The organism is Pseudomonas sp. GW821-FHT03A09, from assembly GCF_059421065.1.
In genome coordinates, this window is record NZ_JBWKUX010000009.1 from 202,449 (window position 1) to 227,389 (window position 24,941).

A 24,941-nucleotide genomic window follows, 5' to 3' on the forward strand; every position below is an offset into this window, starting at 1 on the left:
CATGGGCTTTCGCCTGTCGAAGATCTACACCCGTACCGGCGACAAGGGCGAGACCGGCCTCGGTGACGGCCGTCGTGTGCCCAAGGACCACCCGCGAGTGGAGGCGATTGGCGAGGTCGATACGCTGAACAGTCAGTTGGGGTTGTTACTGGCCAACCTTGAGGAACAGAGCGACAAACATCCTGAGCTCAAGGATGTGATTGAGGTGCTCACGCCTTGCCAACATCGTTTGTTCGACCTGGGCGGTGAACTGGCAATGCCGGTGTACAAAGCCTTGAATGCAGCGGAAGTCGATCGGCTGGAAGCGGCGATTGACCGCTGGAATGAGGAAGTCGGGCCGCTGGAGAACTTTATCCTGCCCGGTGGTTCGGCACTGATCGCCCAAGCCCATATCTGTCGCAGCCTGGCGCGCAGTGCGGAACGGCGGTGCCAGCAGTTGAATGCGGTTGAGCCACTGGAAGGCGTAGGATTGGCGTATATCAATCGGTTGTCGGATTTGCTGTTTGTGGCGGCGCGGGTGATTGCCAAGCGCCAGGGTGTTGCCGAGGTTTTGTGGCAGGCGGCCGCTAAGCCACATTGATAATTGGATGGTGACTGATTTGGCCTCATCGCAGGCAAGCCAGCTCCCACACTTGAATGTATTCACAAATCAAATGTGGGAGCTGGCTTGCCTGCGATGGGCCCGTCAGAACGACATCAAACTTCAGGCCAGAACGCCCGAATACCGGCAACACCTTGGGCGCCGGCTTCCCAAGCCTGCTCCCGCTCGGCAGGCCCAAGCCCGCCCAACAGAAACACTGGCTTGCTGAATCCCTTGATCAACTCCGCCGCCTGCTCCCAACCCAAAGGCTGCGCATCAGGATGAGTCTGGGTCGGCTGCACCGGTGACAGCGTGACGAAATCCACGTCCATCAGTTCCGCCAGCGCCAGTTCCTCAGCATTGTGGCAAGAAGCCGCCAACCAGCGGTCCTTGGGCAATGGCCGACCTTTGCTCGCATATTTGCGCAGTTGCGCCGAGGTCATGTGCCAGCCTGCCGAAGGGAAATCCCCCAGCCACTCAAAGGGCCCCTTGAGCATCAATTGCGCCTTGCCAGCACACAGGCCCACTGCATCCACCGCCAAGTCACGGTATTTAGGGTCGTAGCCGTTGGGCGCACGCAGTTGAACCAGCTTGATGCCACCCGCAATAGCTTTCTGAAGGCCCCGCAGCAGAGTCGGGGTTTCCAGTTCGCCAGGGGTGATCAGGTATTCGGCAGGCAAACGAGCAGCAGCCACAATCGGCGCATTGGCCGCCGGGAATTCATAGTTGAGCAAGTCCCGAGGCGCGACCCATTCCAGCGGCTGCCCTTCGGCCCCATGAGGCTCACCGGTAAACGCCGACACCTCCCAGACATCCAGCAACACCTGTTTGTCCGGGTAGTCATGCTGCACCTTGATCAGCGGTCGCGCCGTAGTGACCTGGATGCCCAGTTCCTCCTGCAATTCGCGCGACAAGGCGGTTGCGACCGACTCATCGGCCTCCACCTTGCCGCCGGGAAACTCCCAGAGGCCGCCCTGATGCTGGGTGTCGGCACGGCGCGCCAGCAGAATCCTGCCGTCGACACCGCGGATCACCGCTGCTGCTACATGCACTCGTTTCACCGCGCTTTTCCTCTTGGCTATCAGGTACGGTATTCCGCGTTGATCTTCACGTACTCGTGGGACAGGTCGGTGGTCCAGATGGTTTCGCTGCACGCGCCGCGACCCAGCTCGATACGGATGGTGATTTCTTCTTGCTGCATCACCGCCGAGCCCTGGGCCTCGGTGTAGGTTTCGGCACGGGCACCACGGCTGGCGATGCACACCTCACCCAGGAACACGTCGATCTTGCTCACATCCAGATCCGGTACGCCGGCACGGCCGACGGCGGCCAGGATACGGCCCCAGTTCGGGTCGGAGGCGAACAGCGCGGTCTTGATCAACGGCGAATGGGCTACGGTGTAACCCACATCCAGGCATTCCTGGTGATTGGCGCCGCCGTTGACTTCAACGGTGACGAACTTGGTGGCACCTTCGCCATCGCGCACGATGGCCTGGGCCACGTCCATGCACACTTCAAACACCGCCTTTTTCAACGCCTCGAACAATGGGCCTTCAGTGGTGGTGATTTCCGGCAGGTTGGCCTTGCCGGTAGCGATCAGCATGCAGCAGTCGTTGGTGGAGGTGTCGCCATCGATGGTGATGCGGTTGAACGACTTGTTGGCACCGTCCAGCATCAGCTTGTGCAGCACCTCACGGGAGACCTTGGCATCGGTGGCGATGTAGCCGAGCATGGTGGCCATGTTCGGGCGGATCATGCCCGCGCCCTTGCTGATACCGGTCACGGTGACGGTCACGCCTTCGTGCATGAACTGGCGGCTTGCGCCCTTTGGCAGCGTGTCGGTGGTCATGATGCCAGTGGCAGCAGCGGCCCAGTTATCCACAGACAGATCATCCAGCGCAGCTTGCAGGGCGCCTTCGATTTTTTCTACAGGCAGTGGCTCACCGATTACGCCGGTGGAGTACGGCAGCACTTGGCTGGCATCCACTCCCGCCAGTTGGGCCAGCTTGGCGCAAGTGCGCGCCGCAGCAACCAGGCCCGGCTCGCCGGTGCCGGCGTTGGCATTGCCGGTGTTGGTCAGCAGGTAACGGATGTTGCCGGCAACGCGTTGCTTGGCCAGGATCACCGGTGCTGCGCAGAACGCGTTGAGGGTGAACACACCTGCCACGGTCGAGCCTTCGGCACAGCGCATCACCACCACATCCTTGCGCCCCGGGCGCTTGATGCCGGCCGAAGCGATACCGAGTTCAAAACCGGCAACCGGGTGCAATGTGGGCAAAGGACCAAGACCAACAGCCATGAATGCGCTCCTTAAAAATAGGTGATGTCTGTGCCGTCGTGATCGACGGTGAAATTAATGGCAAAACGCCGCGACGGCATAAGCCGGTCGCGGCGCGGGGTGTTGCAGCGTCAGGCAAAAATCTTAGTTGATTTCGCCGTGGCAGTGTTTGAACTTCTTGCCCGAACCGCACCAGCACAGTTCGTTGCGGCCCAGCTTCTGATCGTTGCGAACTGGTGTTTGAGCCAAGGCCACATCGACCTCTTCGCCCAATACTTCCGGCTGCTCGAGACCCGGTGCTTCGTCATGCTGGAACTGCATGCGGGCAGCCAGCGCTTCGGCTTCCTGACGCAGGCGAGCCTCTTCCTCGATCGGGTCTTCGCGACGCACCTGAACGTGGGACAGCACGCGAATCGAGTCGCGCTTGATCGAATCCAGCAGCTCGGAGAACAGCGTGAACGACTCGCGCTTGTACTCCTGCTTCGGGTTCTTCTGGGCGTAGCCACGCAGGTGGATGCCGTGACGCAGGTGGTCCATGGTCGACAGGTGGTCTTTCCACAGGTCGTCCAGCACGCGCAGTACGATTTGTTTCTCGAAGGTGCGCAGTGCTTCGGCACTCGCCTGTTCTTCTTTCTCGTTGTACGCGGCCAGCAGCTCGGTCATCAGCTTCTCGCGCAGTGTCTCTTCGTACAGGTGATCGTCTTCGTCCAGCCACTGCTGGACCGGCAGGTCGACACCGAAGTCGCTCTTGAGCGCCGCTTCCAGGCCGGCAACATCCCACTGCTCAGGCAGGGACTGTGGTGGAATGTGGGCACTGACGGTGGCGTTCAGCACGTCCTGACGGAAATCAGCGATGGTCTCGCCAATGTTGTCGGCGGCCAGCAACGTGTTACGCATGTGATAGATCACTTTACGCTGTTCGTTGTTGACGTCATCGAACTCGAGCAGTTGCTTACGAATGTCGAAGTTGCGGCCTTCAACCTTGCGCTGGGCCTTCTCGATGGCGTTGGTCACCATGCGGTGCTCGATCGCTTCACCGGACTGCATGCCCAGGGCCTTCATGAAGTTCTTCACCCGGTCCGAGGCGAAGATACGCATCAGGCTGTCTTCCAGGGACAGGTAGAAACGGCTGGAACCAGCGTCGCCCTGACGACCGGCACGACCACGCAGCTGGTTGTCGATACGGCGAGATTCGTGGCGCTCGGATGCAATCACCTGCAAACCACCGGACTCCAGTACGGCCTGGTGACGCTTCTGCCAGTCGGCCTTGATCTGGGCGATCTGCTCAGGGCTCGGGTTTTCCAGTGCCGCGACTTCGACTTCCCAGTTACCGCCCAACAGGATGTCGGTACCACGACCGGCCATGTTGGTGGCGATGGTCAGTGCGCCTGGGCGACCGGCCTGGGCGATGATCTCGGCTTCTTTTTCGTGGAACTTGGCGTTCAGTACCTTGTGCTCGATGCCTTCCTTGTTGAGCAGGTTGGACACGTGCTCGGAAGTTTCGATGGTGGCGGTACCTACCAGGATCGGACGACCCTGGGCCATGCCGTCCTTGATGTCGTTGATGATTGCCGCGTATTTCTCTTCGGCAGTCAGGAACACCAGGTCGTTGAAGTCTTTACGCGCCAGCGGCTTGTTCGGTGGAATCACCATCACTGCCAGGTTGTAGATCTGGTGGAATTCGAACGCTTCGGTGTCGGCCGTACCGGTCATACCGGACAGTTTGTTGTACAGACGGAAGTAGTTCTGGAAGGTAGTGGACGCCAACGTCTGGCTTTCAGCCTGGATATTGAGGTTTTCCTTGGCTTCGATGGCCTGGTGCAGGCCTTCGGACAGGCGACGACCCGGCATGGTACGACCGGTGTGTTCGTCGACCAGCACGACCTGGCCGTCCTGCACGATGTATTCAACGTTGCGATGGAACAGTTTGTGGGCACGCAGGCCGGCGTACACGTGGGTCAACAGGCCCAGGTTGTGTGCCGAGTACAGGCTTTCGCCCTCGGCCAGTTCGCCGATCTGGGTCAGCATCTCTTCGACAAACTGGTGACCGGCTTCGTTGAGCTCGACCTGGCGGGTCTTCTCGTCGATGGTGAAGTGACCTTCTTTGGTCACGACGCCTTCGACTTCTTCGATGTGCTGGGTCAGGCGCGGAATCAGCTTGTTGATTTCGGTGTACAGGCGCGAGCTGTCTTCGGCCTGGCCGGAGATGATCAGCGGGGTACGGGCTTCGTCGATCAGGATGGAGTCGACTTCGTCGATCACGGCAAAATTGAGTTCACGCTGGAATTTTTCTTCCATGCTGAACGCCATGTTGTCGCGCAGGTAGTCGAAACCGAATTCGTTGTTGGTGCCGTAGGTGATGTCGGCAGCGTAGGCGGCACGCTTCTCTTCCGGCGGCTGGAACGGCGTTACCACGCCGACGGTCAGGCCGAGGAATTCATAGAGCGGGCGCATCCAGTTGGCGTCCCGGCGAGCCAGGTAGTCGTTCACCGTCACCACGTGCACGCCCTTGCCGGACAGTGCGTTGAGGTAAACACCCAGGGTTGCCACCAGGGTCTTGCCTTCACCTGTACGCATTTCGGCAATCATGCCTTCATGCAAGGTCATGCCGCCGATCAACTGAACGTCGAAGTGGCGCATGCCCATGACACGCTTACCGGCTTCACGGGCGACCGCAAAGGCTTCGGGAAGCAGCTTGTCGAGGGTTTCACCTTTGGCTATGCGGGCCTTGAACTCTTGGGTCTTGGCGCGCAATTGGTCGTCCGAAAGGGCAACCATCTGCTCTTCGAAGGCATTGACCAGCTGCACCGTCTTGAGCATGCGTTTGACTTCGCGCTCATTCTTGCTTCCAAAAAGTTTCTTTAACAAAGGCGCAAACATATCGGCAGGTTCTTCCACACATAGGGATGGAGGGCGCACCGTGAGTGGCCCGAGCAGCCCTCACGGCCGCATGCGAACGCGCATTCTACCCGGAATCGTGGGTGAGGAAAGTGGCGTTATTCCCAGATGCTGGCATGGTGCTGTGAGAGGGCCTGTTTAAAATAAGGGCTTTTACTGGAACTTCAACCCATGGAGCGCAGAAGTTACCGATTGATTTCACGGGTAAAACTGCGCCGATGCGTGGCCAGGGGGCATACAGGCGCTTTCTGCTAAGATGGCCGCTCTGTTACTTTAGGTGTCTAAACATGGCATTTCGCCCACTTTCAGCCCGCGCCCCTGGCGTGTTGCTCCGCGAAGCCAAGCCCTTGAAAGCCATCTTTGGGCACGCGCAACGCCTGGGCCATTTGCAACGTTTGCTCGAAAGCCAGCTGCAACCCGCTGCACGGGAACATTGTCATGTGGCGTCCTGGCGCGAAGGACATTTGCTATTAATTGTCACAGACGGCCATTGGGCGACCCGCTTGCGCTATCAGCAAAAACGTTTGCTGCGACAATTGATGGCATTTGATGAGTTTGCCAGCTTGACGCGTATTCAGTTCAAGGTGCAGCCATCCACCCAGCCGCAAAGCGCGACGGGCCAGACAATGGACCTGTCGGAAAATGCGGCCGAAACCATTCAGGCAACGGCCGACGGGATCAACGATCCGGGCTTGCGCGCGGCCTTGGAGCGGCTGGCCGCCCATGCCAGGCCCAAGCCCTGAACCGCTACTTGCGCTTACTGCCGCCCAACAAAGACCCCAGCAAGCCACGCACCAACTGACGCCCCATCTGATTGGCCGCCTGCTGCATCGCTGACTTCAGCGCCTTGCCTGCCGTCGTCCCGAGGAATGCACCGGCCTTGTCGGTGAAACTCGGTTCCTCGGCCGCCGGCGTGGCTGGCTCCTCGCTCCCAAGCTCCTTGCGGGCCATCAGCACTTCATAGGCCGATTCACGATCTATTGGCTTGTCGTACCGCCCCAACAAAGGCGAACTGGCGATCAACGCCGCACGTTCGGCTTCGCTAAGCGGCCCGATCCGCGATTGCGGAGGCGCGACCAGTACCCGCTGGACCACTTCCGGCGTACCTTTTTCCTGCAAGGTGCCCACCAACGCCTCACCGGTGCCCAGTTCAGTCAGCACCGACAAGGTATCGAATGCCGGGTTGGGGCGAAAACCGTCCGCTACCGCGCGCAGGGACTTCTGCTCCTTGGTGGTAAATGCACGCAAGCCGTGCTGTATACGCAGCCCGAGTTGTGCAAGTACTGTGTCCGGCAGGTCTCCCGGGGATTGCGTGACAAAGTACACGCCCACCCCTTTGGAGCGAATCAAGCGCACCACTTGCTCCAAACGGTCCTGCAGGGCCTTGGGCGTATCCGCGAATAACAAATGCGCCTCGTCGAAAAACAACGCCAGCAGCGGTTTGTCGGCGTCGCCGCGCTCGGGGAGTTGCTCGAACAACTCAGCCAGAAGCCACAACAAGAAGGTCGCGTAGACTTTCGGCGCCTCGTGCACCAAGCGGCTGGCATCCAGCAGGTGAATCCGCCCGCGCCCATCGCTGGCGGGCTGCAAGATATCTTCGAGTTGCAGCGCCGGCTCGCCAAACAAGGCCTCTGCGCCCTGCTGTTCCAACACAGCGAGGCGTCGCAACAACGCCTGGCTGGAGCCGGTGGTCATCAACGCTGCATCGTCGCCCAGCAGCTCCGGGTGATAGCGCAAGTGGTTGAGCAGTGCCTTGAGGTCCTTGAGATCCAGCAGCAACAGGCCTTCACGGTCCGCTACCTTGAAGGTTGCATAGAGCGCTGACTGCTGGCTGTCGGTGAGTTCCAGCAGGCTGCCGAGCAATAGCGGCCCCATCTCACTGATGGTCGTACGCAACGGATGACCGGATTGCCCGAGGATATCCCACAGCGTTACCGGGTAGGCCTTGGCCGTGTAATTAAGGAAAGGCATACCGGCGATACGCTCGGCCACTTTGCCCTGGGGGTTGGCTGCGGCACCCAGGCCGCAGAGATCGCCCTTGATGTCGGCGGCAAATACCGCCACGCCCGCGTCGCTGAAGGCTTCCGCCAGACGCTGCAGGGTAACGGTCTTGCCCGTGCCCGTGGCACCGGCAATCAAACCGTGGCGGTTGGCCAGGCGCATGGCCTGGGCGATGGGCTGGCCGTCAAGGCCGGCACCGATAAGAAGTTGCGTGGAGTCAGGCATTTCGTCACCTATGGTTAATCTTTAGTGCAGCCAAGCCGATACAGGCAGATGTGAGACCCACAAAGTCTAAAAATAGGTCAGACAGCTCCTACAAAAATACAAAGAGCTATCACCAGAAGTATCACACCTTTTTTGACGCTGCCATTTCGCGCCTCCCAAAAGGACGCGCTTCGGATATATAAGACCTTAGCGGACCCTACAAGCCATGAATAAAAACCTGCGCTTCAGCCATAAAATCCTGCTTGCAGCCTCCCTTATCGTCATCGCCGCCTTCGCGCTGTTTACCCTCTATAACGACTATCTGCAACGCAACGCGATCCGCGACGACCTCAATAACTACCTGCATGAAATGGGCAATGTAACAGCCAGCAACATTCAAACCTGGCTCACCGGGCGTATCGTCCTGGTGGAAAACGCCGCCCAGAACATTGCCATCAATCCTGAACCGTCCGCCGTCGCCAGCCTGCTGGAACAGAAAGCGCTGACATCCTCATTCATGGCGACCTACGTCGGCGACAGTAAAGGCGCCTTCACCATCCGCCCCGACACCAAGATGCCGGATGGTTTCGACCCGCGTGTCCGTCCCTGGTACAAGGGCGCCCAGAGCAGCAACGGCTCGACGCTGACCGAACCCTATATCGACGCGGCAACCGGGCAACTGATCATTTCCATCGCCACACCCAGCGCCAAGGGCGGCCAGAGTATTGGTGTGGTGGGTGGAGACCTGAGCCTGCAAACCCTGGTGGATAACATCAGTGCGCTGAACTTCGGCGGCATGGGTTACGCGTTCCTGGTCAGTGCCGACGGCAAAGTGCTGGTGCACCCGGACAAGAACCTGGTGATGAAGGCCCTGGCCGACGTGTACCCGAAAAACACGCCGAAGATCAGCGCTGATTTCAGCGAAGTGGATGCCAACGGCAAAACCAATATCGTGACCTTCACCCCGATCAAAGGCTTGCCATCGGTGAACTGGTACTTGGGTATTTCGGTGGATAAGAACAAATCCTTCGCGATGCTCAGCCAGTTCCGCACTTCGGCGGTGATCGCGACGATCATTGCGGTGGTGATCATCATCGCCCTTCTGGGCATGCTCATCCGCGTCTTGCTGCAACCGTTGCACGTGATGACCCGGGCCATGGAGGACATCGCCGATGGCGAAGGCGACCTGACCCGCCGCCTGAGTATCCAGAACAATGATGAGTTCGGCACCCTGGGCAAGGCGTTCAACCGTTTCGTGGAACGTATCCATACCTCGATTCGCGAAGTGTCCTCGGCCACCGAGCAGGTCAACGAAGTGGCCTTGCGGGTGGTCAGCGCCTCCAACTCGTCAATGGTCAATTCGGACGAGCAGGCCAATCGCACCAACAGCGTCGCCGCCGCCATCAACGAGCTGGGCGCCGCCGCCCAGGAAATCGCCCGCAATGCGGCGCAAGCCTCGCAGCAAGCCAGTGACGCACGGAGTTTGGCCGAAGACGGCCAGCAGGTCGTGGAACGCAACATCAAGGCGATGAACCTGCTGTCCGAGATGATCAGCGCTTCCGGCAGCAATATCGAAGCGCTGAACAGCAAGACGGTCAATATCGGCCAGATCCTTGAGGTGATCACCAGCATCTCCCAGCAGACTAATCTCTTGGCCCTCAACGCTGCCATCGAAGCGGCCCGGGCCGGGGAAGCCGGTCGAGGGTTTGCGGTCGTGGCCGACGAAGTGCGCAACCTGGCCCATCGCACCCAGGAATCGGCGCAACAAGTACAGAAGATGATCGAAGAACTTCAGGTCGGGGCTCGGGACTCCGTCAGCACCATGAGTGAAAGCCAGCGCCACAGCCAAGACAGCGTGGACATCGCCAACCAGGCCGGCGAACGCTTGAACAGCGTGACTCAGCGCATTGGCGAGATCGACGGCATGAACCAGTCAGTCGCGACCGCCACCGAGGAGCAGACCTCCGTGGTGGAGTCGATCAACATGGACATCACAGAGATCAACACGCTCAATCAGGAAGGCGTGGAAAACCTGCAATCCACACTGCGTGCCTGCACTGACCTGGAGCAACAGGCATCACGACTGAAGCAGTTGGTGGGCAGCTTCCGGATCTGACACCTGCGCCCGCCGCCTAAAGAACGGCGGGCCTCTATTTCTCCCGGGTCTCGTCTTTATTCTGCTCCTGCTCCCACAGCTCGGCGGCGCCGGGGAATTCGGTGCCGTCTTCAGCGTCCAGGTCATCCGGGTCATACCGGCTCAAACAGCCCTCCCCCAAGGTGGCTGGGGCTTTTGATGTGGCTTTGTCCAGTGGGTCGCTCATCATTCAAGTCCTGTGCAGCAGGCAAAAAAAAGGCCTGGGTCGATTTAACGCCCAAGCCCTTGGTACTTCAATCACCACGCGGGATCAGAACACGACCGTCTTGTTGCCGTGCACCAGTACGCGGTCTTCCAAGTGGTAACGCAGGCCACGGGCCAGGACCATTTTCTCGACGTCACGGCCGAAACGCACCATGTCTTCAATACTGTCACTGTGGCTGACGCGGACCACGTCCTGCTCGATGATCGGACCTGCGTCCAACTCTTCGGTAACGTAGTGGCAGGTTGCGCCAATCAACTTCACGCCACGCAGGGAAGCCTGGTGATACGGCTTGGCCCCGACGAACGACGGCAGGAAGCTATGGTGAATGTTGATCACCTTGCCGGCGTATTCGCGGCACAGCTCCGGCGGCAGGATCTGCATGTAGCGCGCCAGTACCACCACGTCGGCTTCATGCTGCTTGACCAGGCGGGACACCTCGGCGAACGCTGGCTCCTTGTCCTGCGGGTTGACCGGCACGTGGTAGTACGGGATGCCATGCCACTCGACCATGCTACGCAGGTCATCATGGTTGGAAATCACACAGGCAATCTCGCAGTCCAGCTCATCACTGTGCCAGCGGTGCAACAAGTCTGCGAGGCAGTGGGACTCACGGCTGGCCATCAGCACGACACGTTTTTTCTGTTCGGTGTCGGTGATGTGCCATGTCATCGAAAACTCTTCGGCGATCGGCGCAAACGCCTCACGGAAGGCTTCAAGACCAAAGGGTAGTGTGTCGGCACGAATTTCGTGACGCATGAAAAACCATCCGCTGAGATCGTCCGAGTGATGGCTCGCCTCGGTGATCCAACCGTTATGGGAGGCCAGAAAGTTACTGACTTTGGCAACGATGCCAACCCGGTCCGGGCAAGCAATCACCAGCCGAAAAGTGCGCATTAGGGGGAAACTCCAGAACTTCGCAAAGGCCGCCATTCTAGCGATTGCGCAGAAAAACTGCAGTATTCCTTGCGCCTTATTCTGAACCCCGCCGTGGGGACACCCCTTAATAACGTATGGTTTTACCACCGTAATATGACCGTATAACGGCACGCTCAAGCATTTATCAAAAAACAAACGAGATTATCTTTAGGCCTACGACCTACTAATTAACTCGAATGCGTAGCTTTGCGACAAACATTCAAAGTAATTCACATAAATGCCTGCTTAAATGTTTACTTGATGAAATTGCCTGACTATTATTGGGCCACTCTCCCTGTCAATCAGCGCTCTACATAAGGTAGTCCACATGTCTCTGATCAACGAATACCGTGCCACCGAAGAAGCTATTAAAGAGCTGCAAGCCCGTTTGAAGAACCTGTCCCAAGACGACAAGCTGAAAACCGAGCTGGAATTCGAAGGCAAACTGCGCACTCTGATGGGTGAATACTCCAAATCCCTGCGTGACATCATCGCGCTGCTGGACCCAGAGTCTAAAGTTAAAGCACCCCGTGGCGCCGTAAAAACTACCGGCACCAAGCGTGCTCGCAAGGTCAAGCAATACAAGAACCCGCACAACGGCGAAGTGATTGAAACCAAAGGTGGCAACCACAAGACTCTGAAAGAGTGGAAAGCCAAGTGGGGCGGCGATGTGGTTGAAGGCTGGGCTACCCTGCTGGGCTAAGCCGAGTCGGGCTCGCGCCAGATACGCGACACATAAAAAAACGCCAGCTTGCTGGCGTTTTTTTATGCCTGAATACGCGACAATTACCGACTAGGGGTTCAAGCGGGCAGCCAACGCATCGGCATATTCCTGCCATTGGCCCAGTACCTGGCACTGAAACGATGTAGCACTAATAGCCAACTCCGCACACGCCTGCTTAAATGCCAACAGAGTATTCGGTGCTCCCCACTCCGGATTTGACAAACGTTGCTGGCAGAAAAGTTTCCAACGTTGTTGCTCTTCATTGTCCAAGGTGTCAGGAAAGTTACGGGCACGGTAGCGAAACAATAATTCCGGCAAGCGATGATCATCGAAAGGCCACTGCTGGCGCGCTAGTTGTGCAGGCTCTGCCCCACGGACTTGCTCGCATAAACGACGATCGCGGTCACCAATAAAACCATCGTAAAGCTGCTGCTCCGGGTCAACACTCGGAGCAAAATCCTCTTCGGTATAAACAGCCGCCAACTTGTCACGCCAAACTTCCTGTGCGTCAGTTAGTCGCAGCGCACGAGCCTGACAGACATCCATATCCAACTGAAGCCGCTCACGGTCCTGCGCTCGCAACACATTCATTGGGGCAACGACTGGGCACCGGTTGATATGCAGCAACTTGAGAGGAACCGGCAGCTCGCCTTCGGCCAGGTCATCACGGCGCGTGTAGAGGCGCTGACGCAAAGCATCGGCGTCCAGCTCCAGCAAAGCCTGTGAGTCGAGCCCAAGGTCACAGACGATCAACGCATTGCGATTGCGCGGGTGCCAGGCCAATGGCAGTACCACACCCAGGTAGTGGCGCTCGGCGGAAAACCGCCCGGAAATATGCACCATCGGTTGCAGCAGACGCACCTGGTCCATCACCCGTTGCTTACTGCGCAGTTGAAATAGCCATTCGTACAACTTGGGCTGCTTTTCTCGAACCAGCCGCGCCAAGGCGATGGTCGCCCGCACATCGGACAACGCATCATGGGCCTGTCCGTGATCGATGCCATTAGCCTGGGTCAGGCGCTCAAGCTTAAGGGTCACCCGCCCATCCTGCTCTGGCCAGACAATCCCTTCAGGGCGCAGGGCATAGGCGGTGCGCACCACGTCAATCAAGTCCCAACGGCTGTTCCCCCCCTGCCACTCCCGTGCGTAAGGGTCGAAAAAATTGCGATACAGGCTGTAGCGCGTCATTTCATCATCAAACCGCAGGGTGTTGTAGCCAGCGCCGCACGTGCCGGGAGCCGCCAGTTCGGCGTGCACCCGCGTCATGAAATCGGCTTCGGCCAAGCCCTTCTCCGCGAGCACGCCTGGGGTAATACCGGTAATCATGCAGGCCGCCGGATGGGGCAGGATATCGTCGCTTGGCCGGCAATAAAGATTGAGCGGCGGGCCGATCTCGTTGAGTTCGAGGTCGGTACGAATACCGGCTACCTGGAGCGGGCGATCGCTGCGCGGGTTGATGCCGGTGGTTTCATAGTCGTACCAGAAAATGGAGGTCACGGGCTATTCCTGTGCTGAAGATCGACAAAGTCTAGGCGCAGGCAGGCGTCCGGGGCCAGCAATACATATACTGTACAAATATCCAGCAAAACTTTGAATGGTTGCTTCCACCGTCGACACTGCTAGCATCCGTGTCTCTTAACCGCTCAGCACTGCCAAGGATCGCAATGCCATCAGCTCCGTTGGATACCCGCTACCAGATCGAGACCCCGGAGGGTATCGACCTGCCCTTGCGCCCCGCCGGCCTGCTGGCGCGCGCATTGGCCTTTGCTTTCGACCTGGGTTTGCGTGGGCTGCTCCTAGGTATCCTGATTGTGCCGCTGGCGCTGCTTGGCAACATCGGGATTGGCCTGGGCTCGTTGCTCCTGTTCTTGGTCAGTTGGTGGTACATGGTGCTGTTTGAAGTCCTCAATCAGGGCTGCTCACCCGGCAAGCAGGTCATGGGCCTGCGTGTGGTACAAGACGACGGCACACCTATCGGTTGGTCGGCGTCCCTGATCCGTAACCTATTACGTTTTGTCGACATGCTGCCTTTCGGCTACTTTCTCGGCGCCATCAGTTGCCTGCAACATCCGCATTTCAAACGGCTCGGCGATCTGGCGGCCGGTACGCTGGTGGTCTACCGCGAGCAACCGCTGGTTCGGCCTCGCATTCCTCAAGCCGCAGCGCTGCGCCTGCCCTTTGCACTGGACCTGATCGAACAACGCGCCATCCTCGGTTTCGCCGAACGCCAAGGCGAACTGTCGGCCGAGCGAGCACATGAACTGGCCTCCATCCTCGCAGCCCCCCTGCAAGTGTCCCCGGCTCGTGCCGTGGAACAACTCAACGGTGTGGCCCGTGGCTTGTTGGGGCCGACATGAAGCAGAGCCAGTTTGAAAGCCGCCACCAGCAGCAATGGCAAACCTTCGCCAAACAACTTGAACAGTTGGAACAAGGAAAAGCGAAGGCCGGTGACGTCACTGACTTCCCCTATCAGTATCGACGTTTGTGCCAACACCTGGCCCTGGCCCAGGAGCGCGGCTATAGCAGTTACCTGGTGGACCCGCTGCAGCAACTTGCACTGCGCGGACACCAACAGCTGTACCGCCACCGCAGCCAGTTGGCAGCGAACGTACTGGCGTTCATCCTGGCCGGCTTCCCCCGGCTGGTACGCGAACAATGGCGTTTTGTGCTGATCGCCAGCCTGCTGTTTTTGGGCAGCCTGGCGGGAGTAGCCCTGCTGGTCTATTTGTTCCCCGATCTGATCTACAGCATCGTCAGCCCCCAACAGGTCGCCGAGATGCAAGGCATGTACGACCCCGATGCCAGCCACCTGGGGCGCTCGGTCGAACGGGCCTCCAGCGAAGACTGGATGATGTTTGGCTACTACGTGATGCACAACATCGGGATTGCCTTCCAGACGTTTGCCGCCGGCTTGCTGTTTGGCTTGGGCAGTGTGTTCTTCCTGATTTTCAACGGTCTGATCATCGGCGCGATTTCTGGGCACCTGACCGAAATCGGCTATGGCCAGACGTTCTGGTCATTTGTGATCGGTCACGGCGCATTCGAACTCAGCGCTATCGCCCTGGCCGGTGCGGCAGGCTTGCAACTGGGCTGGTCACTGATAGCCCCCGGGCATTTGGCACGCAGCGAATCCCTGCGACTGGCGGCACGCAAAAGCGTGCAAATGCTCTGTGGTGTGATGGTCTTCCTGTTGATCGCTGCGTTTATCGAAGCCTATTGGTCGTCCATCGCCACGATCGCCCCTTGGATCAAATACCTAGTGGGCGCTGTACTTTGGCTATTGGTGGCGGCTTACCTGAGCCTGGCTGGACGGACTCGTCATGCGCCTGACTGACGCCAGCGTAGTCATTCGCCCACGCACCTCCTGGGAAGCCATGGACCTTGGCGTGCTGATGGCCAGGGAACATCGCGTCCTGTTGATGGGCAGTTGGGCGATGGTCACCTTGCCCATATTTACCCTGCTCACAGTGCTGCTCTGGGAGTATCCGTCCTTCGCGCTGTTCCTGTTCTGGTGGCTCAAGCCGGCCTTCGACCGCTTGCCGCTGTACATCCTTTCCAAGACCTTGTTTGGTGAAACGCCACGCATCAAACAGGCCGTGCGCCATTGGCCATCCCTGCTCAAGGACCAACTGCTGGCCAGCCTGACTTGGCGCCGGCTGAGCCTGAGCCGCAGCTTTGTAATGCCGGTAAGCCAGCTTGAGGGCCTCAGTGGCCTGGCACGCCAGAAGCGCCTGGGGGTATTGCTGCAACACAACGCGGGAGCCGCACGCTGGCTGACCACCATCGGGGTACACCTGGAAATCGGCCTTTGGTTTGGTTGCATGGCCTTGTTCTATCTATTCATTCCGGAACAGATAGAACTGGACTGGGACTGGCAACAAATGGCATTGGCATCAGGCCCGAACGACTTGTGGCTGGAACACCTGGGCAATGCTTTCTACGCCCTGATCCTGGTCTTCTGGGAACCCATTTACGTCGCCTGTGGTTTCAGCCTGTACCTCAATCGCCGTACTGTTTTGGAAGCCTGGGACCTGGAACTGATATTCCGCAACCTGCGCCAACGCCTGAGCGGGATAGCACCGCTGTTACTGCTGGTCGCCGGACTGATGCTGCTGCAAGTCACTCCACAGGCCATGGCAAACGCCCCCGTTGGAACCCAACAGCTCAGCACTCGATCCGCCAGCCAATCCATTCAAGAGGTGTTGGAACAGCCCCCCTTCAAGAACCCTGAGACCGTCACCCGCTATCGCTTTGGCGACGAAAAAACAGCCACCAAGAGCAAGGCAAAGGGCGACGGTAAATTGCCAGCCTGGCTGCAAGCGCTGCTGGACAATCTCAACAGCAATGTCTTCAAGCAGGTCGCCCAAGGCTTGGAAATACTCCTGTGGAGTCTATTGATTGGCGGTGTTGCCCTATTGGTGTGGCGTTATCGTGAGTGGCTGCGCACTTTTGTCAGTCGTAGCCGGCAGCCTTTCCCGAAAGCAGTCAAACCGGTTCCGGCTCAATTGTTCGGGCTGGAACTGGAGGTTGAAACCTTGCCGGCAGACATCGCCAGCACCGCCGAACAACTCTGGCCCACCCACCCCAGGGAAGCCCTGGGCTTGCTGTATCGCGGCCTGCTCAGCCAGTTGCTGCATGAGTTCAACCTGCCGCTGAAAAATGCCGATACCGAAGGGCAGGTACTGGAGCATGTCCATCGTTTGCAGCAACCACAATTGCTGGCGTTCAGCGATGAACTGACACGCCATTGGCAAAACCTCGCTTATGGCCACCGCCTGCCGCCTACCGCAGCCCAACAACAGCTGTGCAACGATTGGCGTGCACTCTTCAGTTCGGGAGTGCACCCATGAATCGGCCATTACTGTGGGTGGCGCTGTTGCTGGCTTGCCTGCTGGGAGCCGGCGGTTTATACGCCTGGCACAAGGCAATTCCTTATGACGAAGTGATAGATCGCGGCCCGTCTGCGCAAGCACAGGCCAATCCCTATCTGGCCGCCGAGTATTTTCTACGCCAACAAGGCCTGGCCGTGAAGCACGCCAATGGCATTGAACAACTGGCCGATTTGCCGGCTAAAGGTCAAAGCCTGCTTCTGCTGGGTGAACGTAGCAACATGACCCCGCGCCAGGTCGAGCAACTGTTGGACTGGACAAAAGCTGGAGGCCACTTGCTGGTGGTAGCCGAAGCCTTGTGGGATGAGGAAATGAGCAAAAGCGGCGACCTGCTGCTTGATCGCGTGGAGATCCATCAGGCCTTGAGTGACACATTCGGCAAACCGGCATCACCCCGTAAAAAGAAAGCGCCGGACTTGACCAAGCTCTACGTCGACAATGAAACCGCCCCGGCCTACGTCAGTTTCGATACCGACTTCAACCTCACCGACCCTAAACACCTGGCCCAGTTTTCAGCCAATAGCGCCAAGTCCAGCCACCTGATGCAGGTCGACCTCGGGCAAGGCCATGTGACGGTGGTGACCGACAGCGACCTGTGGAAAACCCCGAACATCGGCAAACACGATAACGCCTGGTTGCTGTGGTACCTCAACCAGAACACCGATGTGACCTTGTTGTTCAACCACGACGTGGACAATTTGCTGACGCTGTTGGCGCGCTACTTTCCACAGGCCCTGGTGGCACTCGTAGCACTGGTCGCCTTGGCGCTCTGGCGAGCCGGCATGCGCCAAGGTCCGATTCAGCCGCCCGTCCCCAAGGCACGCCGGCAGTTGCAAGAGCACTTGAAAGCCAGCGCCGATTTTCTACTGCGTCGCGGTGGGCAAGGCGCATTGTTGCAAGCGTTGCAACGCGACATCCTGCGCACCGCCCGCAACCGCCATCCAGGCTTTGAACACCTCGATACCGCAGCACAATGGCAGGTGCTGGAACACCTGACGCGACAACCCTCCCATGCCATCAGCCAGGCGCTTGGCCCACTCCCGCGCAAACGGCTCTCCAGTGCCGATTTCAGCCGACAAGTGACGTGCCTGCAAACCCTCAGGAATGCCCTATGAGCGAATATCCACCGACCACAGCCACGGCCAGCGACAACCTGCGGCATGCCAGCCAACAGGCCCAGGCTTTACGGGTTGAATTGCGCAAAGCCGTGATCGGCCAGGACCAGGTCATTGAAGACGTACTCACGGCACTGATCGCCGGAGGCCATGTACTACTCGAAGGTGTACCCGGCCTGGGCAAGACCCTGTTGGTACGTGCCCTGGCCCGGTGTTTTGGTGGCGATTTTGCACGCATTCAGTTCACCCCCGACCTGATGCCCAGTGATGTCACCGGTCATGCCGTGTACGACCTGCATACCCAACAATTCAAGCTACGCAAGGGACCAGTGTTTACCCACCTGCTGCTCGCCGATGAGATCAACCGTGCTCCGGCCAAGACCCAAGCGGCATTACTTGAGGCCATGCAGGAGCGTCAAGTCACCCTTGAGGGCGAAGCCTTGCCCATCGGCCAGCCGTTCATGGTATTGGCCACCCAGAACCCCATCGAACAGGAAGGCACCTACCCACTGCCGGAAGCCGAGTTGGATCGCTTTATGCTCAAGGTACGCATGGACTATCCCGACGCTCAGCACGAGCTGGATATGGTGCGCGAAGTAACACGGTCATCCAGAGCGGACATGTTGGACGTGCAACCCTTACGCACTCTGCTTCAAGCCGACGATGTGGTGCAGATGCAACAGATCGCCAGTGACATGCCCCTGGATGAACAAGTGCTCGATTATGCCGTACGCATGGCACGCGCCACACGTAGCTGGCCTGGGCTGACCCTAGGCGCCGGCCCGCGGGCTTCCATCGCCCTGGTACGCGGTGCTCGGGCTCGAGCGTTGTTGCGCGGTGGTGAGTTCGTCACGCCAGACGACATCAAGGGCTGCGCCTTGGCTGTACTGCGTCATCGGGTACGCATTGCACCGGAACTGGACATCGAAGGTTTGGAAGTGGACCAGGTACTCAAGCAGTTGCTTGATCAGATTCCTGCACCAAGACAATGACCCGACCATGAAACCGACCCGTCTGCTTCTGGCCTGGCTTGGCGTGCTGCTAGGTGTGAATACCCTGCTAGGTACTGCGACGGCCTTGCAGCTAAAGGTTCCCAACACCTTGCAATCGGTAGCCTGGGGCCTGCTGCTGGCATTGTTGCTGCTAGCCCTGTTGGACGCATTACGCCTGCGCCGTCGCCCTTCGCCAAGAATCGAAAGGCATGTACCTGGCAGCCTGGCACTGGGACGCTGGGGTGAAGTCCGTCTGTCAGTGGAGCACAGTTACCCACAACCATTGACCTTGATAGTGTTCGATCACGTCCCTGATGGCTTGAGTGTGGAGAACCTGCCGCAATCCATCGAACTGCGCCCCGGTGAACGCTGCGAGCTGGGCTATCGTGTTCGTCCCTTGCGACGAGGGCATTTCAGTTTCATCCATTGTGAAGTCCACCTGACCAGCCCCCTGGGATTGTGGTCGGCGCGACGCTTGATTGAGGCACGGGATGCGACCCGCGTTTACCCGGATTTCGCCCGTTTATACGGCGCGCAGTTGCAGGGTGTGGACAACTGGCTGAGCCAACTCGGCGTACGCCAACGCCAGCGACGCGGGTTGGGGCTGGAATTTCATCAGTTACGCGAGTTTCGCGAAGGTGACAGCCTGCGCCAGATCGATTGGAAGGCGACCGCGCGGCAACGCACGCCAATTGCCAGGGAATATCAGGACGAGCGCGACCAGCAAATAGTGTTCATGCTCGACTGCGGTCGTCGCATGCGCAGCCAGGACGACGAACTATCCCATTTCGATCACGCCCTCAACGCCTGCCTGTTACTCAGCTACGTCGCGTTGCGGCAGGGGGATGCCGTGGGGCTGTGTACCTATGCCAGCGACCAACCGCGTTACCTGACACCGGTCAAGGGCAGTGGTCAACTGAACGTCTTGCTCAACACGGTCTACGACTTGGATACCACCCGTAAAACAGCCGACTATGAAGCCGCCGCCAGCCAGCTGCTGGCACGACAAAAACGTCGGGCGCTGGTGATCGTGATCACCAATTTACGGGATGAGGACGATGAGGCACTCATGACCGCCGTCAAACGCATCAGTCGGCAACATCGGGTGATGGTTGCCAGCCTGCGAGAGCACGTCCTCGACCAACTGCGCCAAGCCCCCGTACAAACCCTGCCGGAAGCACTGGCTTACAGTGGCACGATTGATTACCTCAACAACCGCAACGAACTCCATGATCGTCTGAACGCGCACGGACTATCAGTGCTCGATGTCCTACCATCCGAGCTGGGAGCCAAACTGGTCACGCGTTATCTGGGCTGGAAGAAAGCCGGGACTTTCTAAAGAGGACGCACGGCTACGGTCGGGCAAGAGCAGCCTGACCGAGCCGGTGACATGCGATGTTCAAGCAGAGGCCTGTAGCGGATCGAAGCTGAAGTAATGCAAAAGAGCGGTGATCAACTGACCATACTCTTCGGGCGCCTGCCGCACGTGGAAGCCCGAATCATAATGCTGCGGGTTGATGTCCTCATGGCTCCACAAACACGTTGCCGTGAGGTCAATAGCCTGGAACCCACCTTCCAAGCCTGGAATTTTCAAACGCAGTTCAAAGTCCACGTCGACCATCATCGGTATTTGACTGATCAACATCAGCCCTTCTTCAGACACATTTCCCAGAAAGCCGATCGGCTTGTCGGTTAGGCGATTGAACACCTGCAAAAAGCAAGGCAGTTGATGCCGCTCGATCCGTCGTTCGGTAAACATGGTGAGATCGCCATCCAGTAGCCAGGAACCTGGCCGTGCCAGTGATTCGGAACGAGCCGATGGCTCGCTCTCCCGGGAACTCGGCACGGCAAAAACTATCGTTTTGCCACGAGAAAACCGCCGAGTCCGGGTCTCGCATCCGTTCGAATAGAAACTTGTACAAACGGACATTCAAAGGATAGCCCAAGACTGGCAACGGGCCAGCAATGGAATGACAAATATAATTACAAAGACGCCGGGCGTGGCTGCGCCGCGCTGGCACCGGGGTAATGCCCCAGTTGTTGCAAGGTGTCGAGCCTGGCGCGAGCTCGGTAAGCGTACTCGCTCGACGGGTATTGATTGATGATGAACTGATAGGTTTGCACGGCGTCAACGAACAACTTCTGCCGCTCCAGGCACTGACCGCGCAACATCGAGACCTCCGGCTGTACATAGCGACGCGTGCGGCTTTCACGGTCGACCTGGGATAACTCCAGGGTGACGCGCTCGCAATCACCTACCCCGTAGGCACGGTAAGCATTGTTCAAATGGTGGTCCATCGACCAGCGGGTACAGCCGACAACACTGACGGCCAAGGCTGCAACGAGCAAAATTCGCATGGGGGTTCTCCTGTCTTGTGCAGTGTATCGACCCCTCGTCGAAAATCTTCAAGGATGTTCGCCTATTCAACCGCAACGAAAACAAGCCAATCGTCGATAAGTAGTGCAAACGAACAATGACTACAACGAAAGAGCATAGTAGCCTTCCCCAGCGCTTGAACTCAGGAGTCTGTGCATGTCCGTCCGTCGTACCAAAATCGTCGCCACCCTTGGCCCGGCCAGTAACTCGCCGGAAGTCCTCGAACAGCTGATTCTGGCTGGTTTGGACGTCGCCCGTCTGAACTTCTCCCACGGCACCCCGGACGAGCACAAGGCTCGCGCCAAGTTGGTGCGTGACCTGGCCGCCAAGCACGGCCGTTTCGTGGCACTGCTGGGTGACTTGCAAGGCCCGAAAATCCGTATCGCCAAATTCGCCAACAAGCGGATCGAGCTGAAGATCGGTGACAAGTTCACCTTCTCCACCAGCCACCCGCTGACCGAAGGTAACCAGCAAGTCGTGGGTATCGACTACCCGGACCTGGTCAAGGACTGCGGCGTCGGTGACGAACTGCTGCTGGACGATGGCCGCGTGGTCATGCGCGTCGATACCGCGACGCCGACCGAACTGCATTGCACCGTGATCATCGGCGGCCCGCTGTCCGACCACAAAGGCATCAACCGTCGTGGTGGCGGCCTGACCGCGCCAGCCCTGACTGAAAAAGACAAGGCCGACATCATTCTCGCCGCCGAAATGGAAGTGGACTACCTCGCCGTGTCCTTCCCACGCGACGCCGCCGACATGGAATACGCCCGTAAACTGCGCGACGAAGCCGGTGGTACTGCCTGGCTGGTGGCGAAGATCGAACGCGCCGAAGCCGTGGCCGATGACGAAACCCTCGACGGCCTGATCAACGCCTCCGACGCGGTGATGGTTGCTCGTGGTGACCTGGGTGTGGAAATCGGCGATGCCGAGCTGATCGGTATCCAGAAGAAGATCATCCTGCACGCTCGCCGCCACAACAAAGCTGTCATCGTGGCGACCCAGATGATGGAGTCGATGATCCAGAACCCGATGCCGACCCGTGCTGAAGTGTCCGACGTGGCCAACGCCGTGCTCGACTACACCGACGCCGTGATGCTCTCGGCGGAAAGTGCTGCCGGCCCATACCCGTTGGAAGCCGTACAGGCCATGGCGCGTATCTGCGTCGGTGCCGAAAAGCACCCGACCAGCAAGACCTCCAGCCACCGCATTGGCAAAGTATTTGAAAGTTGCGACCAGAGCATCGCCCTGGCCGCCATGTACACCGCCAACCACTTTCCGGGTGTCAAAGCGATCATCGCCTTGACCGAAAGTGGCTACACGCCATTGATCATGTCGCGCATCCGCTCGTCGGTGCCGATTTACGCGTTCACCCCGCACCGTGAAGCCCAGGCTCGCACGGCGCTGTTCCGTGGCGTGTACACCGTTCCGTTCGATCCGGCTTCGCTGGCACCGAACGAAGTCAGCCAAAAGGCGATCGACGAGTTGGTCAAGCGCGGCGTCGTGGAAAAAGGCGACTGGGTCATCCTGACCAAGGGCGACAGCTACCACACCACCGGTGGCACCAATGGCATGAAGATCCTGCATGTGGGCGACCCACAGGTCTGAGTGACACGCTGAAAAAAAGCCCCGCCATGTGAATGGCGGGGCTTTTTGCATTTCAGATCAGGATGATCTGTTGGCTATCAGGGCCTCATCGCAGGCAAGCCAGCTCCCACATTGGAATGCGGTCAACTGTGGGAGCCGGGCTTGCTCGCGATGAGGCCCAGGCGGCCAATACAACTTTCATCGCCGGGTGATAAACGCCGACAACGCCGCAATCGCCTCCGGCGACCTCAACCGCTGGGTGAACAAAGCGCCCTCCTCCTCGATCACCTGCCGCAACTGCTCACGATCGACACTCTTCATCAGTTGTTTGGTCACCTGAACCGCCCCTGGCGCCAGGGTTTCAAAGCGCTCTGCCATTTCCCGCGCCTTGGCCAACGCCGCTGCGCCACTACCCAATGCCTCGGTAGCCATTCCCCAGGCGGCCGCCTGTTCACCGCTAAAGCCCTCGCCCAACAGCAACAACTCAGCCGCCTTCGCATGCCCCAACAGACGCGGCAGGATCAGGCTCGATCCAAACTCAGGGCACAGCCCCAAGTTGACGAACGGCATGCGCAACCGTGCATCGCGGCTGATATACACCAAGTCACAATGCAGCAGCAGCGTCGTGCCAATCCCCACCGCCGCGCCCGCCACGCCGGCAACCACTGGCTTACGACAATTGAGCAAGCTTTTCATAAAGTGAAACGGTGGGCTGTCGAGGTCGTTGGGGGGCTGTTCGAGAAAGTCAGCGAGATCGTTGCCGGCGGTAAAACATTCGCTGCTGCCTTGAAGCAGTACCGCGCTGACGCCAGCGTCCGCATCAGCCTGCTCCAGCGCTTCGGCCAGTTGCGTGTACATGGCGCGGGTCAGGGCGTTTTTCTTGTCCGGGCGATTGAGCTGCAAGATCAGCAGCCCGCGTTCACGCAACAATTGGATGGCGTCGGTCATGGCGAGTCTCGCAACGATGGGGTTCAGCGCTCAACCACGGGGCACAAACACATCGGCCAGCAGTTGATTGCGCGGCAATCCGGCCAGGAACAGACGCTTGGAAAACGCCTCGACGCTGGCAGGGTGCCCGCAGAGTAAGGCCAGAGTTTGCCGTGAAACAAGCCGCAGTTGCGCCAATGCCTGGGTCGACTCGGCCGCTGTCCACAGCTCCACCGCCAGGTTGGGATGCTGCGCTGCCAGCTGCGACAGGGGTTCGGCGAGGTAATGCCCGTTGGCATCATGGGCCAGGTGAATCACGCGGATGGCGCCTTGATGATCCTGGCGCAACGCCTCACGCAATACTCCCCACAAGGGCCCCAAGCCGGTGCCGGAGGCCAGCAACCATAACGGCCGGGAGTGCCAGTCGGGATCGTATTGCAGCGCTCCACCCCGCAACTCGCCCAGTCGCAAGGCGTCACCGACCTGCAACTGCCGGGCAATATCGCTGAACTCGCCGGGCTGACGGCAATCGAGGTGAAACTCCAGGAAGGGATCTTCCTGAGGCAGACTGGCCAGGGAGTACGGGCGCGCCACCTGCCCTGCCCACAACACTAAATGTTGCCCGGCCCGATAACGCAGGCCGCGCTCCGGTTGCAGACGCAGACGCAGCACACTCGCGTTCAACCAGTCGGCACCCACCACTTGGGCCGCCAAGCCGTCTTGTAGCGGATCAAAAGTCTCAACGTTCAGATCACCGGCAACCTGGCACTGACACGCCAAGCGCCAGCCGTCCTGGCGTTGCGCCGGGCTCAAGGCCTCGGGCTGCTTGTCTTCGACCTCCCCCAGGCATCGCACCAGGCACGCATGGCAACTACCCGCCCGGCAACTGTAGGGCACGCCCACACCCGCCTGGTTCAAGGCATCCAGCAGGTTGCTGCCGGTAGATACCGACCAATGGCGTTCGCCGACGTACAGTTCAGGCATATAAGGACTCAATCACAAGGGGCGCGCACAGGGAATCATGCCTGCGACAGTTTGACCATAGTCGGGTGTATCGGCCACCGAGCCGGGTTATACTGCCGCGCCTTTTTAGC

22 protein-coding genes and 1 pseudogene are annotated in these 24,941 nt (G+C 59.0%); 12 read left to right on the top strand and 11 right to left on the bottom strand.

The features are described 5' to 3' along the window. The first annotated feature begins 1 nt into the window (after position 1). Positions 2 to 580: a cob(I)yrinic acid a,c-diamide adenosyltransferase gene (locus AC07V4_RS18195; RefSeq protein ID WP_492637902.1), complete on the top strand. Its 579-nt coding sequence runs from the start codon at positions 2 to 4 to the stop codon at positions 578 to 580. A 116-nt stretch (positions 581 to 696) separates the two neighbouring features. Here AC07V4_RS18195 and AC07V4_RS18200 read toward each other — a convergent pair whose 3' ends face one another. From AC07V4_RS18200 to secA, 3 genes are all read right to left on the bottom strand, one after another. Then, positions 697 to 1,641: a Nudix family hydrolase gene (locus AC07V4_RS18200; RefSeq protein ID WP_492637903.1), complete on the bottom strand. Its 945-nt coding sequence runs from the start codon at positions 1,639 to 1,641 to the stop codon at positions 697 to 699. A gap of 20 nt (positions 1,642 to 1,661) precedes the next feature. Beyond that, positions 1,662 to 2,879 carry a bifunctional glutamate N-acetyltransferase/amino-acid acetyltransferase ArgJ gene (argJ, locus tag AC07V4_RS18205; protein ID WP_492637904.1) on the bottom strand — a complete coding sequence of 406 codons (1,218 nt, stop codon included), beginning with the start codon at positions 2,877 to 2,879 and terminating at the stop codon, positions 1,662 to 1,664. A 123-nt stretch (positions 2,880 to 3,002) separates the two neighbouring features. Next, entirely contained in the window at positions 3,003 to 5,738 is a 2,736-nt protein-coding gene (secA, locus tag AC07V4_RS18210) for a preprotein translocase subunit SecA (protein WP_492637905.1), read from the bottom strand. 305 nt (positions 5,739 to 6,043) lie between these two features. Here secA and AC07V4_RS18215 point away from each other — a divergent pair, with 305 nt between their 5' ends. Further along, entirely contained in the window at positions 6,044 to 6,499 is a 456-nt protein-coding gene (locus tag AC07V4_RS18215; protein WP_492637906.1) for a DUF721 domain-containing protein, read from the top strand. Between the two features lie 4 nt (positions 6,500 to 6,503). On the opposite strand, the gene AC07V4_RS18220 is transcribed toward AC07V4_RS18215, so the two are convergent. Continuing rightward, on the bottom strand, positions 6,504 to 7,982 hold the full coding sequence (locus AC07V4_RS18220; protein WP_492637907.1) for a helicase HerA-like domain-containing protein: 1,479 nt from the start codon (positions 7,980 to 7,982) through the stop codon (positions 6,504 to 6,506). 205 nt (positions 7,983 to 8,187) lie between these two features. Between AC07V4_RS18220 and AC07V4_RS18225 the strand changes: the two are divergent. Beyond that, positions 8,188 to 9,219 (top strand): annotated as a pseudogene (locus AC07V4_RS18225) (HAMP domain-containing protein); the annotation flags it as partial. 93 nt (positions 9,220 to 9,312) lie between these two features. Further along, the gene (locus AC07V4_RS18230; RefSeq protein ID WP_492637950.1) at positions 9,313 to 10,077 is read left to right on the top strand and encodes a methyl-accepting chemotaxis protein; all 765 of its coding nucleotides are present in this window, start codon (positions 9,313 to 9,315) and stop codon (positions 10,075 to 10,077) included. A gap of 34 nt (positions 10,078 to 10,111) precedes the next feature. Here the strand turns inward: AC07V4_RS18230 and AC07V4_RS18235 are convergent, their stop codons facing one another. Both AC07V4_RS18235 and purU read right to left on the bottom strand, forming a co-directional pair. After that, complete coding sequence (locus tag AC07V4_RS18235) at positions 10,112 to 10,282, bottom strand: hypothetical protein (protein ID WP_492637908.1); 171 nt, start codon at positions 10,280 to 10,282, stop codon at positions 10,112 to 10,114. An 84-nt stretch (positions 10,283 to 10,366) separates the two neighbouring features. Further along, on the bottom strand, positions 10,367 to 11,215 hold the full coding sequence (purU, locus tag AC07V4_RS18240) for a formyltetrahydrofolate deformylase (RefSeq protein ID WP_005790961.1): 849 nt from the start codon (positions 11,213 to 11,215) through the stop codon (positions 10,367 to 10,369). 349 nt (positions 11,216 to 11,564) lie between these two features. Between purU and mvaT the strand changes: the two genes are divergently transcribed. After that, positions 11,565 to 11,939: a histone-like nucleoid-structuring protein MvaT gene (mvaT, locus tag AC07V4_RS18245; RefSeq protein ID WP_003175830.1), complete on the top strand. Its 375-nt coding sequence runs from the start codon at positions 11,565 to 11,567 to the stop codon at positions 11,937 to 11,939. 90 nt (positions 11,940 to 12,029) lie between these two features. On the opposite strand, the gene sbcB is transcribed toward mvaT, so the two are convergent. Beyond that, positions 12,030 to 13,457: an exodeoxyribonuclease I gene (gene sbcB / locus AC07V4_RS18250; protein WP_492637909.1), complete on the bottom strand. Its 1,428-nt coding sequence runs from the start codon at positions 13,455 to 13,457 to the stop codon at positions 12,030 to 12,032. A 167-nt stretch (positions 13,458 to 13,624) separates the two neighbouring features. Here sbcB and AC07V4_RS18255 point away from each other — a divergent pair, with 167 nt between their 5' ends. The 6 genes from AC07V4_RS18255 to AC07V4_RS18280 are packed head-to-tail and all read left to right on the top strand — an operon-like array spanning position 13,625 to position 20,295. Beyond that, a complete protein-coding gene (locus AC07V4_RS18255) occupies positions 13,625 to 14,317 on the top strand; it encodes an RDD family protein (RefSeq protein WP_431749561.1) in 693 nt (230 codons plus the stop codon). Continuing rightward, positions 14,314 to 15,294 carry a stage II sporulation protein M gene (locus AC07V4_RS18260; protein WP_492637910.1) on the top strand — a complete coding sequence of 327 codons (981 nt, stop codon included), beginning with the start codon at positions 14,314 to 14,316 and terminating at the stop codon, positions 15,292 to 15,294. Before AC07V4_RS18255 ends, AC07V4_RS18260 begins: the two co-directional genes overlap by 4 nt. Continuing rightward, entirely contained in the window at positions 15,281 to 16,810 is a 1,530-nt protein-coding gene (locus AC07V4_RS18265) for a DUF4129 domain-containing protein (RefSeq protein ID WP_492637911.1), read from the top strand. Before AC07V4_RS18260 ends, AC07V4_RS18265 begins: the two co-directional genes overlap by 14 nt. Continuing rightward, positions 16,807 to 17,964 (top strand): DUF4350 domain-containing protein, encoded by a 1,158-nt coding sequence (locus AC07V4_RS18270; protein WP_492637912.1) that lies wholly within the window; start codon positions 16,807 to 16,809, stop codon positions 17,962 to 17,964. Before AC07V4_RS18265 ends, AC07V4_RS18270 begins: the two co-directional genes overlap by 4 nt. Continuing rightward, positions 17,961 to 18,956 (top strand): AAA family ATPase, encoded by a 996-nt coding sequence (locus tag AC07V4_RS18275; protein ID WP_492637913.1) that lies wholly within the window; start codon positions 17,961 to 17,963, stop codon positions 18,954 to 18,956. The genes AC07V4_RS18270 and AC07V4_RS18275 overlap by 4 nt, the downstream gene beginning before the upstream one ends. A 7-nt stretch (positions 18,957 to 18,963) precedes the next feature. After that, positions 18,964 to 20,295 carry a DUF58 domain-containing protein gene (locus AC07V4_RS18280; RefSeq protein ID WP_492637914.1) on the top strand — a complete coding sequence of 444 codons (1,332 nt, stop codon included), beginning with the start codon at positions 18,964 to 18,966 and terminating at the stop codon, positions 20,293 to 20,295. Between the two features lie 60 nt (positions 20,296 to 20,355). On the opposite strand, the gene AC07V4_RS18285 is transcribed toward AC07V4_RS18280, so the two are convergent. Further along, positions 20,356 to 20,715 carry a PilZ domain-containing protein gene (locus tag AC07V4_RS18285; RefSeq protein WP_492637915.1) on the bottom strand — a complete coding sequence of 120 codons (360 nt, stop codon included), beginning with the start codon at positions 20,713 to 20,715 and terminating at the stop codon, positions 20,356 to 20,358. A 224-nt stretch (positions 20,716 to 20,939) separates the two neighbouring features. Then, complete coding sequence (locus AC07V4_RS18290) at positions 20,940 to 21,314, bottom strand: tetratricopeptide repeat protein (protein WP_431749345.1); 375 nt, start codon at positions 21,312 to 21,314, stop codon at positions 20,940 to 20,942. A 175-nt stretch (positions 21,315 to 21,489) separates the two neighbouring features. On the opposite strand from AC07V4_RS18290, the gene pyk reads away from it, so the two are divergent. Then, positions 21,490 to 22,941, top strand: coding sequence for a pyruvate kinase (gene pyk, locus AC07V4_RS18295; RefSeq protein ID WP_431749344.1), 1,452 nt, complete (start codon positions 21,490 to 21,492; stop codon positions 22,939 to 22,941). 177 nt (positions 22,942 to 23,118) lie between these two features. Here pyk and AC07V4_RS18300 read toward each other — a convergent pair whose 3' ends face one another. Continuing rightward, positions 23,119 to 23,868 (bottom strand): enoyl-CoA hydratase-related protein, encoded by a 750-nt coding sequence (locus tag AC07V4_RS18300; RefSeq protein WP_492637916.1) that lies wholly within the window; start codon positions 23,866 to 23,868, stop codon positions 23,119 to 23,121. 30 nt (positions 23,869 to 23,898) lie between these two features. Beyond that, entirely contained in the window at positions 23,899 to 24,831 is a 933-nt protein-coding gene (locus AC07V4_RS18305; RefSeq protein WP_492637917.1) for an iron-sulfur-binding ferredoxin reductase, read from the bottom strand. Positions 24,832 to 24,941 lie beyond the last annotated feature (110 nt).

Coding starts and splice junctions, on each gene's coding strand:
- AC07V4_RS18255 (WP_431749561.1), top strand. CDS start 13,625: ATGCCATCAGCTCCGTTGGATACCCGCTACCAGATCGAGACCCCGGAG.
- mvaT (WP_003175830.1), top strand. CDS start 11,565: ATGTCTCTGATCAACGAATACCGTGCCACCGAAGAAGCTATTAAAGAG.
- secA (WP_492637905.1), bottom strand. CDS start 5,738: ATGTTTGCGCCTTTGTTAAAGAAACTTTTTGGAAGCAAGAATGAGCGC.
- AC07V4_RS18230 (WP_492637950.1), top strand. CDS start 9,313: ATGGTCAATTCGGACGAGCAGGCCAATCGCACCAACAGCGTCGCCGCC.
- AC07V4_RS18235 (WP_492637908.1), bottom strand. CDS start 10,282: ATGAGCGACCCACTGGACAAAGCCACATCAAAAGCCCCAGCCACCTTG.
- AC07V4_RS18280 (WP_492637914.1), top strand. CDS start 18,964: ATGAAACCGACCCGTCTGCTTCTGGCCTGGCTTGGCGTGCTGCTAGGT.
- AC07V4_RS18305 (WP_492637917.1), bottom strand. CDS start 24,831: ATGCCTGAACTGTACGTCGGCGAACGCCATTGGTCGGTATCTACCGGC.
- AC07V4_RS18275 (WP_492637913.1), top strand. CDS start 17,961: ATGAGCGAATATCCACCGACCACAGCCACGGCCAGCGACAACCTGCGG.
- AC07V4_RS18215 (WP_492637906.1), top strand. CDS start 6,044: ATGGCATTTCGCCCACTTTCAGCCCGCGCCCCTGGCGTGTTGCTCCGC.
- AC07V4_RS18265 (WP_492637911.1), top strand. CDS start 15,281: ATGCGCCTGACTGACGCCAGCGTAGTCATTCGCCCACGCACCTCCTGG.
- AC07V4_RS18285 (WP_492637915.1), bottom strand. CDS start 20,715: ATGTTTACCGAACGACGGATCGAGCGGCATCAACTGCCTTGCTTTTTG.
- AC07V4_RS18260 (WP_492637910.1), top strand. CDS start 14,314: ATGAAGCAGAGCCAGTTTGAAAGCCGCCACCAGCAGCAATGGCAAACC.
- AC07V4_RS18220 (WP_492637907.1), bottom strand. CDS start 7,982: ATGCCTGACTCCACGCAACTTCTTATCGGTGCCGGCCTTGACGGCCAG.
- AC07V4_RS18300 (WP_492637916.1), bottom strand. CDS start 23,868: ATGACCGACGCCATCCAATTGTTGCGTGAACGCGGGCTGCTGATCTTG.
- AC07V4_RS18195 (WP_492637902.1), top strand. CDS start 2: ATGGGCTTTCGCCTGTCGAAGATCTACACCCGTACCGGCGACAAGGGC.
- AC07V4_RS18290 (WP_431749345.1), bottom strand. CDS start 21,314: ATGCGAATTTTGCTCGTTGCAGCCTTGGCCGTCAGTGTTGTCGGCTGT.
- argJ (WP_492637904.1), bottom strand. CDS start 2,879: ATGGCTGTTGGTCTTGGTCCTTTGCCCACATTGCACCCGGTTGCCGGT.
- pyk (WP_431749344.1), top strand. CDS start 21,490: ATGTCCGTCCGTCGTACCAAAATCGTCGCCACCCTTGGCCCGGCCAGT.
- purU (WP_005790961.1), bottom strand. CDS start 11,215: ATGCGCACTTTTCGGCTGGTGATTGCTTGCCCGGACCGGGTTGGCATC.
- AC07V4_RS18270 (WP_492637912.1), top strand. CDS start 16,807: ATGAATCGGCCATTACTGTGGGTGGCGCTGTTGCTGGCTTGCCTGCTG.